This window comes from Actinoplanes sp. NPDC048791, from assembly GCF_040650095.1.
Lineage (GTDB): Bacteria > Actinomycetota > Actinomycetes > Mycobacteriales > Micromonosporaceae > Actinoplanes.
Genome location: NZ_JBEZGQ010000267.1, coordinates 1 through 9,325, shown reverse-complemented (window position 1 = coordinate 9,325; position 9,325 = coordinate 1). Strand labels below are relative to the sequence as shown.

The 9,325-nt window shown below is 68.0% G+C and carries 8 protein-coding genes and 1 pseudogene; 2 read left to right on the top strand and 7 right to left on the bottom strand.

Annotated features, from left to right (window positions below):
- Both AB0C29_RS20395 and AB0C29_RS20390 read left to right on the top strand, forming a co-directional pair.
- On the top strand, nucleotides 1-1,207 hold a 1,207-nt coding region (locus tag AB0C29_RS20395; RefSeq protein ID WP_360822266.1), incomplete at its 5' end, for a DUF1501 domain-containing protein.
- A gap of 118 nt (nucleotides 1,208-1,325) precedes the next feature.
- Nucleotides 1,326-1,529, top strand: a complete 204-nt coding sequence (locus tag AB0C29_RS20390; protein WP_360822264.1) for a DUF397 domain-containing protein — start codon at nucleotides 1,326-1,328, stop codon at nucleotides 1,527-1,529.
- On the opposite strand, the gene AB0C29_RS20385 is transcribed toward AB0C29_RS20390, so the two are convergent.
- The 7 genes and pseudogenes from AB0C29_RS20385 to AB0C29_RS20355 form a co-directional block, all read right to left on the bottom strand.
- The gene (locus tag AB0C29_RS20385) at nucleotides 1,516-2,181 is read right to left on the bottom strand and encodes a DUF6082 family protein (RefSeq protein WP_360822262.1); all 666 of its coding nucleotides are present in this window, start codon (nucleotides 2,179-2,181) and stop codon (nucleotides 1,516-1,518) included. The genes AB0C29_RS20390 and AB0C29_RS20385 overlap by 14 nt on opposite strands.
- Before the next feature lie 139 nt (nucleotides 2,182-2,320).
- On the bottom strand, nucleotides 2,321-2,581 hold the full coding sequence (locus AB0C29_RS20380) for a hypothetical protein (RefSeq protein ID WP_360822260.1): 261 nt from the start codon (nucleotides 2,579-2,581) through the stop codon (nucleotides 2,321-2,323).
- A gap of 89 nt (nucleotides 2,582-2,670) precedes the next feature.
- Nucleotides 2,671-4,149 carry an endo-1,4-beta-xylanase gene (locus AB0C29_RS20375; RefSeq protein WP_360822258.1) on the bottom strand — a complete coding sequence of 493 codons (1,479 nt, stop codon included), beginning with the start codon at nucleotides 4,147-4,149 and terminating at the stop codon, nucleotides 2,671-2,673.
- A 303-nt stretch (nucleotides 4,150-4,452) separates the two neighbouring features.
- Nucleotides 4,453-5,709 carry a multiple monosaccharide ABC transporter permease gene (gene mmsB / locus AB0C29_RS20370; RefSeq protein ID WP_360822256.1) on the bottom strand — a complete coding sequence of 419 codons (1,257 nt, stop codon included), beginning with the start codon at nucleotides 5,707-5,709 and terminating at the stop codon, nucleotides 4,453-4,455.
- Nucleotides 5,710-5,714: 5 nt separating this feature from the next.
- Entirely contained in the window at nucleotides 5,715-7,244 is a 1,530-nt protein-coding gene (mmsA, locus tag AB0C29_RS20365; RefSeq protein WP_360822254.1) for a multiple monosaccharide ABC transporter ATP-binding protein, read from the bottom strand.
- Nucleotides 7,245-7,319: 75 nt separating this feature from the next.
- A complete protein-coding gene (gene chvE, locus AB0C29_RS20360; RefSeq protein ID WP_360822252.1) occupies nucleotides 7,320-8,453 on the bottom strand; it encodes a multiple monosaccharide ABC transporter substrate-binding protein in 1,134 nt (377 codons plus the stop codon).
- Between the two features lie 103 nt (nucleotides 8,454-8,556).
- Nucleotides 8,557-9,325, bottom strand: a pseudogene (locus AB0C29_RS20355) (L-arabinose isomerase); the annotation flags it as partial.

Below are 9,325 nucleotides of genomic sequence, written 5' to 3'. Positions count from 1 at the left end.
CGGGCTCGCGGCCGGCGCCGCCGGGGCGCTGGCCGGCCTGGTCGGCGAGGGGCTGTCCACCCGGCTGGCGTACGCCGCCGAGGGCTACACCGGCGACACCCTCGTGGTGCTGTCGCTGCGCGGCGGCTTCGACGGCCTGTCGGCGATCGCCCCGATCGGCGACCCGGACTACTACAAGGCCCGCCCGACGATCGCCCTGCCGAAGAGCCAGGCGATCGGCGGCAACAGCATGTTCGGCCTGCACCCGGGCCTGGCCCCGCTGCTGCCGATGTGGAAGAACGGCAGCCTGGCCGCGGTGCACGCGGTCGGCCAGCCGAACCCGACCCGCTCGCACTTCGCCGCCATGGAGGAGATGGAACGCGCGGCCGCGGGCACGTCCCTGCGCAGCGGCTGGCTGGACCGGATGCTGGGCCTGACGGGCGCCACCGGCCCGCTCGCCGCGGTGGCGATGGGCAACGCGATGCCGGCCCGGCTCTTCGGCGGCGCCTTCTCCGACGTGTCGATGGCCTCGGTCGACGGCTTCACGCTGGCCGGCGAGAGCGCGAACCGCCCGATGGCGGCGTCGCTGCGCAAGATGTACGCGACCGCGCCCGGCCTGCTGGCCGGTCCCGCCCTGGCGGCGGACGCGGCCCTGACGGCAACCACCGGGGTACGCGCGACCGCGTACGCACCGGCGAACGGCGCGGCCTACCCGGCGACGCCCCTGGGCAACGCCCTCAAGGACGTGGCCCGGCTGATCAAGGCGAAGGTGGGCCTGGCCGCGGCGGCGGTCGACTCCGGCGACTGGGACATGCACGAAGGCCTGGGCACGGCGGTCAAGGGCCAGCGCATGTACGACAACCTCCTCGAAACCTCAACGGCGCTGGCGGCGTTCGCGGCCGACCTGGGCCCGGCCGGCATGGCGTCGGTGACGGTGGTGACGGTCAGCGAGTTCGGCCGGCGGGTGGCGGAGAACGCGTCGCGCGGGGTCGACCACGGCCACGGGAACGCGATGCTGCTGATGGGCGGCGGCGTGCGCGGCGGCACGGTGTACGGCACATGGCCGGGGCTGGCGGCGGGCGCACTGGTCGCCGGCGACCTGGCGGCGACGACGGACTATCGCGCGGTGATCGGCGAGATCCTGCAGAAGCGGTGCGGTTTCGGGTCGCTGGCCGAGGTCTTCCCGGAGGTCTCCCCGGCCGGATTCGGCCTCGCTACGGCCCGCTGACCCACGGGATATAACGGGCCTTTAGGGTGATTTTGTACTAGCTTGTGAGTTACAGGTCCCCTTCCGGTCGTCCACTCGTTAAGGCCAAGGTTTGCCTTTTTCGTGAATGGAGATCCGAGTGACGCTCGCCCTGCGCAAGAACTGGTTCAAGAGCACACGATCGGCCGGCGCCAGCCACTGCCTCGAAACGGCATTCGGCCACGACGGGAACATCTACGTCCGTGACTCCAAGAACCCGCAGGGAGGGACGCTCTCCTTCGATACCTCGGCCTGGGCGGACTTCATCGAAGCCGTGAAGATCGACCACCTCAGCCGGCGGTAACCCGCAGCCGCAGAGATCTGACGCCGATGGTCGCAGCGACGATCGCGACCGCGGCTGCCATGACCGCGACCCGGCGACGATCCACAGTCCGCTCCGGCGCGGCGACCGGGACCGCGGCGGCCGCACTTTCCGCGGCGCACACCTCGGACATCATGTCGATGAAGCGGCGACGGCCCGGCCGTCGCCGCGTTCCGATCCAGCTTTCGCCGTACTTCGCCCACCAGCGACGGCCCAGCTCTCCACGGAAGATCGACGATGCCAACTCCCGCAACTCCTCGTCATCGATCTCGCCGAGTTCCCACATGGAGTGCCAGTAGTTCGTCATGAGATTGAGGTACGCCTGCTGCCGGCCGTCCGAAGAATCGGCAAGGTCCTGATCGACCGCACGCAGTAGCTCGATATCGTCGATGCCCAGCCGCACGAGTTCGAAGTGCTGCTGGCGCCGGATCATCACCATCTCCTGCCGGAGCTGTCGTTGCTGGTAGACCAGCGACGCACCGACACCGCACAAGGCCACCGCGGACAACAAGGCGGAAGCGCCACCGTAGGCGTCCCCGACGTCGGCCAGGCGATCCCACGGCAGCCCGGAGAGATGCACGATCAGCAAGGGAAAGAACAACACCAGGACGATGGCGAGAAGCAACCCCGCCACGACTACTGCGGCCCGCATCTTCGTGGAACCGCGAAACCCACGGGGACGACGTTCAAGCGCTGTCACCACAACCCCCAGCAAGACGCGGCGTAGTCGTCTATTTACTGTTTGTCACCAGGTTGGCAGGCGTTGTCCACAGCTACTCAGGGCCGGGTCGCTCGGGTTGGTTGCTCTGGTCGCGGGTGGTCGCGCGGCGTACGGCCCAGCGGATCGCTTGATGGACCAGGATGCCGGCAGCTGTGTTGGCCGCCGATACGCCCGCCGCCGCGGCGATGTTCCAGCCCGGTTCGATCAGGTCGTCGGCGAGCAGCAGGATGGGCCAGCCCAGCGTGGCGGCCACCAGGGTCGTACGCCACCAGCGGCCGAGCACCAGGCCCACCAGCATCAGTGTGGGCACCATGGGTTCACTGTCCCAAACTTCCGGACCTCGGACGGCGAAACGGTGTGGCGGCAAGTCACTGCCGCCACACCGCGATCGTCCGCGTCAGGTCAGCTGAGGCTGAACCGCTGGTTCGCCCCGCTGTTGCAGTCGTAGATCTGGACCTGCTGGCCGTTGCCGGTGCCCCAGACGTCGAGGCAGCGTCCCGATTGCACGCCCGTGATGGTGCCGTTGCTGTTGACGTTCCACTGCTGGTTGGTCTGGCCGTTGCAGCTGTAGATCTGCACGGCCGAGCCGTTGGCCGAGCCCGCCGCGTCCAGGCACCTGCTGCCGTAGACGGTCAGCTGCTTGCTCGAGGTCAGGGTCCACGCCTGGTTGGTGCCGCCGTTGCAGTCGTAGAGCTGGACCCGCGTGCCGTTGTTCTGGGTTGCGTTCGGTACGTCCAGGCATCGGCCCGACTGGGCGCCGACGATCCGGCCGCCCGAAGCCGGCGGGGTCGAGGGCGTCGGGGAGCCGGGGCCCGACGTCGGCGAGGACGGCGTGACCGGGCCGGCCGCGTTCAGGGCGTTCAGGACCGAGGTGTACGCGGCCTTCTTGTTGCCGTTGCCGTCGAACAGCAGCGGGTTCTCGTTGGAGCGCCAGGAGTCGCTGTCGCGTACGCCCCAGACGGTGATGCCGACGCAGCGGGGCACGTTCAGGCAGGCCTGGGTCAGTCCGGCGTACTGCGAGGTGGACGAGTTGGTGACGTCGACCTCGGTCAGGGCCACGTCCACGCCCAGCGCGGCGAAGCTCGACAGCGTCGTCTGGAAGTTGCCCGGCAGGGAGCTGCCCCCGGTGAAGTGGGTCTGCAGGCCCACGCAGTCGATCGGTACGCCGCGGGACTTGAAGTCGCGGATCAGGTTGTAGACGCCCTGCGTCTTGGCGTACGTCCAGTTCTCGATGTTGTAGTCGTTGTAGCAGAGCTTGACCGCGGGGTCGGCGGCCCGGGCGGCGCGGAACGCGGCCTCGATCCAGTCGTTGCCGGTCTGCTGCAGGTTCGAGTTGCGGCGGCTGCCGTTCTCCTCGAACGCCTCGTTGACCACGTCCCAGTACGCGAGCTTGCCCTTGTAGTGGGCCATCACGCCGTTGATGTGGTCGATCATCGCCTGGCGCAGACCGCTGCCGCTGAGGCTGCCCCAGAAACCGGGCTGCTGGGCGTGCCAGGCCAGGGTGTGCCCGCGCACCTTCAGGCCGCGCTGGGTCGCCCAGTTGTAGATCTGGTCGCCGGCGCTGAAGTTGAACTGGCCCCGGTTGGGCTCGGTCGCGTCCGGCTTCATCTCGTTCTCGGCGGTGATCATGTTGAACTCGCGGCCGGCGATCGTGGCGTACGTCGAGTTACTGAGCCGGCTGGCGGCGATCGCCGTACCGAAGTAGCGGCCCGACTGCGCCGCCGCCGCGCCGAGGGTGGACTCTGCGGCGTTCGCGTTCGGCATCAGCGTTACCGCGCCGGCTGCCGCGACGACGGCGACGGCCCCGGCGAGCAGCGCGCGGGCCCGTAACGAACGGCGCCCCGGGGAGCCGGCGGAGGGGACAGGAGGGGGGATTGCCACGATGGCCTCCTTCTCGGATCACACGAGCTGATCCAAAGAACGACGGGTTTCAATGCCACCGTCATGCTGGCATGGCAACATTGCGGAAACAATGGTTCCCGGAACACTTCCGGAATTTGTTACCGCACACAACGCCCGGTTATGACCGGTTATCTCCGATATTTATTGCGTCATGACACCACCTTGGCGGGGGCCCAGGAGGGGTCAGCGGCCGGAAGTTTCGGGGCCGTACTTGCTAAACGGGGGCGGTCCCCCAATGGGCCTCGTCAGTTTCTCCCCTATCACCCGTCGCCCGGAACCTCCCTAACGGGAAGCGCCGGCGCGGCGCTTGCTCCAGACGTCGAAGGCCACTGCGGCCAGCAGGACTGCACCCTTGACCAGCAGGACCGTTTCGCTCTGGGCACCGATCAGCGACATGCCGTTGTTGATCACACCCATGATCAGGCCACCGGTGATGGCTCCGACCACCTTGCCGACGCCGCCCTGGACCGCCGCGCCGCCGATGAAGGCCGCCGCGATGGCGTCCAGCTCGAAGTTGGCGCCGGCCGTCGGGTTCGCCTGGTTGAGCCGGCCGGCGAAGATCACGCCGGCCAGGGCGGCCAGCACGCCCATGTTCACGAAGATCCAGAAGATGACCGACTTGACCTTGACGCCGGACAGCGTCGCGGCCTGCAGGTTGCCGCCGACCGCGTAGATCTGCCGGCCGAAGACCGCCCGGTTGGTCAGCAGCGAGTACGCCAGCACCAGGAACGCCAGCAGCACCAGCACCCAGGGCAGGTTCTTGAACCGGGCCAGCTGCACGATGACGGCGATGACCAGGAACGAGGCCACCGCGATCCGGCCGATGAACAGCGGCAGCGGGTCGACGACCTGGCCGTACTGCTGGCGGGCCGAGCGGGTGCGCCACTGGGTGAAGACGATGCCGCCGACCGCGATCACGCCGACCAGCAGGCTGAACAGGTCGGCGCCGCCGAGCGCGCCGAGACCGACGTTGCCCAGGTAGCCCTCGGTGAAGCCGTTCGACAGCGTGCGGACCTCGTCCGGGAACGGGCCGATGCCGCGGTTGCCCAGGATGGTCAGGGTCAGCGCGCGGAACAGCAGCATGCCGGCCAGCGTGACGATGAAGGCCGGGATGCCGAAGTAGGCGATCCAGTAGCCCTGCCAGGCGCCGATCAGACCACCGACGACCAGCGTGATGAGCAGCGCCAGCGGCCAGGGCACGTTCTGCTCGACCATCAGGACGGCCGCGACCGCGCCGCAGACCGCGACCACCGAGCCGGCGGACAGGTCGATGTGCCCGGCGATGATGATCAGGATCATCCCGATCGCCAGGATCAGGATGTACGAGTTCTGCACGATGATGTTGCTGATGTTCTGCGGCGCCAGCAGGTCACCGCCGGTGAGCACGGTGAACAGCACGACGATCAGCGCGAACGCGATGTAGATGCCGCTCTGGCGCAGGTTCAGGTTGTACCGGCGGGGTGAGTCCCCGGTCGGGCCGGCCGGTGCCGCTGGTGACTCGGCCACCGCGTAGTCGGCGTTGGTGGGTGCGACAGACATCGCGGTTACTCCGTTCCCTTGGTCATCAGCGTCATCAGGTTCTCCTGGGTGGCCTCGGCGCGCGGCACCTCACCGGTGATCCGGCCCGCCGACAGCGTGTAGATCCGGTCGCAGATCCCGAGCAGCTCGGGCAGCTCGGAGGAGATGACCAGCACCGCCTTGCCCTCGTCGGCGAGCCGGTTGATGATCGTGTAGATCTCGTACTTGGCGCCGACGTCGATGCCGCGGGTGGGCTCGTCGAGGATCAGCACGTCCGGGTTCGTGAAGATCCACTTGGACAGCACGACCTTCTGCTGGTTGCCCCCGGAGAGCTTGCCGGTGATGCTCAGCACGCTCGGCGCCTTGATGTTCATGCTCTTGCGGAAGGCGCCGGCGGTCTTGAACTCCTCGTTCTCGTCCACCCAGCCGCGCTTGGCCAGCTTGCCCAGGGCGGCCGCGGAGATGTTGCGCTTGATGTCCTCGATGAGGTTCAGGCCGTACCGCTTGCGGTCCTCGGTCGCGTACGCGATGCCGTGGTTGATCGCGTCGCGCACCGAGCGCAGGTGGATCTCCTTGCCGTCCTTGATGATCCGCCCGGAGATCCCGATGCCGTAGGAGCGGCCGAAGACGCTCATCGCCAGCTCGGTACGCCCGGCGCCCATCAGCCCGGCCAGCCCGACGATCTCGCCGCGGCGCAGGCTCAGGTTGGCGTTGCTGACCACCACCCGGCCGTGCTGGGTCGGGCTGTGCACGGTCCAGTCCTCGATCCGCAGCACCTCCTCGCCCACGTGCGACTCGTGCGGCGGGTAGCGGTGGTCGAGGTCGCGGCCCACCATGCCGGAGATGATCTTGTCCTCGGTGACCTCGTCGGTCGCCAGGTCCAGGGTGGAGATCGTGCGGCCGTCGCGCAGGATGGTCACCCGGTCGGCGATCGCCATGACCTCGTTGAGCTTGTGCGAGATGATCACGCAGGTGATGCCCTCGTCGCGCAGCCCGCGCAGCAGGCCGAGCAGGTGCGCCGAGTCCTCGTCGTTGAGCGCCGCGGTCGGCTCGTCGAGGATGAGCAGCCGGACCTCCTTGGACAGAGCCTTGGCGATCTCGACGAGCTGCTGCTTGCCGACGCCGAGCTCCAGGATCGGGGTCACCGGGCTCTCGTGCAGGCCCACCCGCGCCAGCAGCTGGGCTGCGGCGTGGTTGGTGCGGTTCCAGTCGATGAGGCCGCGGGTGGCCTGCTCGTTGCCGAGGAAGATGTTCTCGGCGATGGACAGCTGCGGGGCCAGCGCCAGCTCCTGGTGGATGATGACGATGCCGCGGTGCTCGCTGTCGCGGATCCCGGAGAACCGGCACTCCTCGCCCTCGAAGGTGATCTCACCGTCGTAGGAGCCGTGCGGATAGACCCCGGACAGCACCTTCATCAGGGTGGACTTGCCGGCGCCGTTCTCGCCGCAGATCGCGTGGATCTCGCCGCGACGTACGGTCAGATTGACGTCCTGGAGCGCTTTGACCCCGGGAAACGTCTTGGTGATGTCCTGCATCCGCAGGATGGTGTCGCTCATGGAACTCCCCAGGGTCGCACGCGCGCGAAGGAGGCGGTGCCCGCCGCCGGGTGGGGCGGCGGGCACCGGTACGGATTACTGGAGGTCCGACTCCTTGTAGTAGCCCGAGTCGACGAGCTCCTTCTTGTAGTTGCTCTTGTAGACGATCACCGAGTCCAGCAGCTGGGCCGGGACGACCTTGACACCGTTGTCGTAGTCCTTGTCGTTGTTCGTCGTGGGCTTCTGGCCCTTGAGAACAGCGTCGGCCATCTGCACGGTGGTGTCGGCGAGCTTGCGGGTGTCCTTGTAGATGGTGGCGAACTGCTCACCGGCGATGATCGACTTGACCGACGCCTGCTCGGCGTCCTGGCCGGTGACGACCGGGTACGGCTGGCCGGCGGTGCCGTAGCCGTTGCTCTTGAGCGCGGAGAGGATGCCGATGCTCAGGCCGTCGTACGGCGACAGCACGCCGTCGACCTTGGCGCCGCCCTTGTACGTCGAGGTCAGCAGGTTCTCCATGCGGTCCTGGGCGACGGCCGGCTTCCAGCGCAGGATGGCGACCTTCTTGAAGTCGGTCTGGCCGCTCTTGACCACCAGGGTCTTGTTGTCGATGTACGGCTTGAGGACCGACATCGCGCCGTTGAAGAAGAAGGTCGCGTTGTTGTCGTCCGGGGAGCCGGCGAACAGCTCGACGTTGAACGGGCCCTTCGCGTCGCCCTTGGTGGTGCCGTCCTCCTTGAGCAGCTTCAGGCCGACCAGCAGCGAGGTCGCCTGCTGGACACCGACCTTGAAGTTGTCGAAGGTGGCGTAGTAGTCCACGTTCGGGCTGTCACGGATCAGCCGGTCGTAGGCGATGACCGGGATGTTGTTCTCCTTGGCGCTCTGCAGCTGCGTGGTGATCGCCGTGCCGTCGATCGACGCGATGATCAGCAGCTTGGCGCCCCGGGTGATCTGGTTGTCCAGCTGGTTCACCTGGGTGGGGATGTCGTCCTCGGCGTACTGCAGGTCGACCTTGTAGCCCTTGGCCTCGAGCTGCTTCTTGAGGTTGTCACCGTCACCGATCCACCGCTCGGAGGAACGCGTCGGCATGGTCACGCCGATCAGCGCGCCCTTGTTGTCGGCAGCACCGGAGGCCTGCGAGTCGGCCGTCTTCTCACTTGAGCCACAGGCGGCCAGGGCCACCGAAAGCGTCATGGCCGTGGCCACTGACGCGAGCCGGGTCAACTTCATCGTTCTCTCCTTGCGATGGTGGGCGCACGACCGGGCAACTTTCCCGCACGTGCGATCATAAGTAAACATTTCTCGACACTGTTGTTACGCAGGCGATACGTACTTACCGCGCGTATTGCCGGTAGTACGCCTGGTTCCACCGGACGCGGTCGGCGAAGTCGTGCGTGGTCGTGTTCTCGTCGATGAGCAGAAGTTCAGTGTTGAGCATCGTGGCGAAGTCGCGCAGCGGCTCCGCCCCGACAGCCTGGGTGAGCACGGTGTGGTGCGGTCCGCCGGCGGTCAGCCAGGACTCGGCCGAGGTGGCCAGGGACGGGGCCGGCTTCCAGACCGCGCGGGCCACCGGCAGCTTGGGCAGCGGCTCGTCCGGCGCGGTGACCTCGATGGCGTTGGCCACCAGCCGGAACCGGTCGCCGAGGTCGGCCATGCCGATCACCACACCGGGGCCGGGCGCGGCGTCGAAGACCAGCCGCACCGGGTCCTCCCGGCCGCCGATGCCCAGCGGGTGGATCTCGCAGGACGGCCGGTCGGCGGCGATGCTCGGGCAGACCTCGAGCATGTGCGCGCCGAGGATCTTCTGCTCACCCGGGCCGAAGTGGTAGGTGTAGTCCTCCATGAACGAGGTGCCGCGGCCGGTGCCCGTACCCATCGCCTTGACCGCCGCGAGCAGCGCGGAGGTCTTCCAGTCGCCCTCGCCGCCGAAGCCGTAGCCGTCGGCCATCAGCCGCTGCACGGCCAGGCCGGGCAGCTGGCGCAGCCCGCCCAGGTCCTCGAAGTTGGTGGTGAAGGCGCCGAAGCCGCCCTCGGTGAGGAACTGCCGCAGGCCGGCCTCGATCCGCGCGGCGTAGCGCAGCGACTCGTGCCGGTCACCGCCG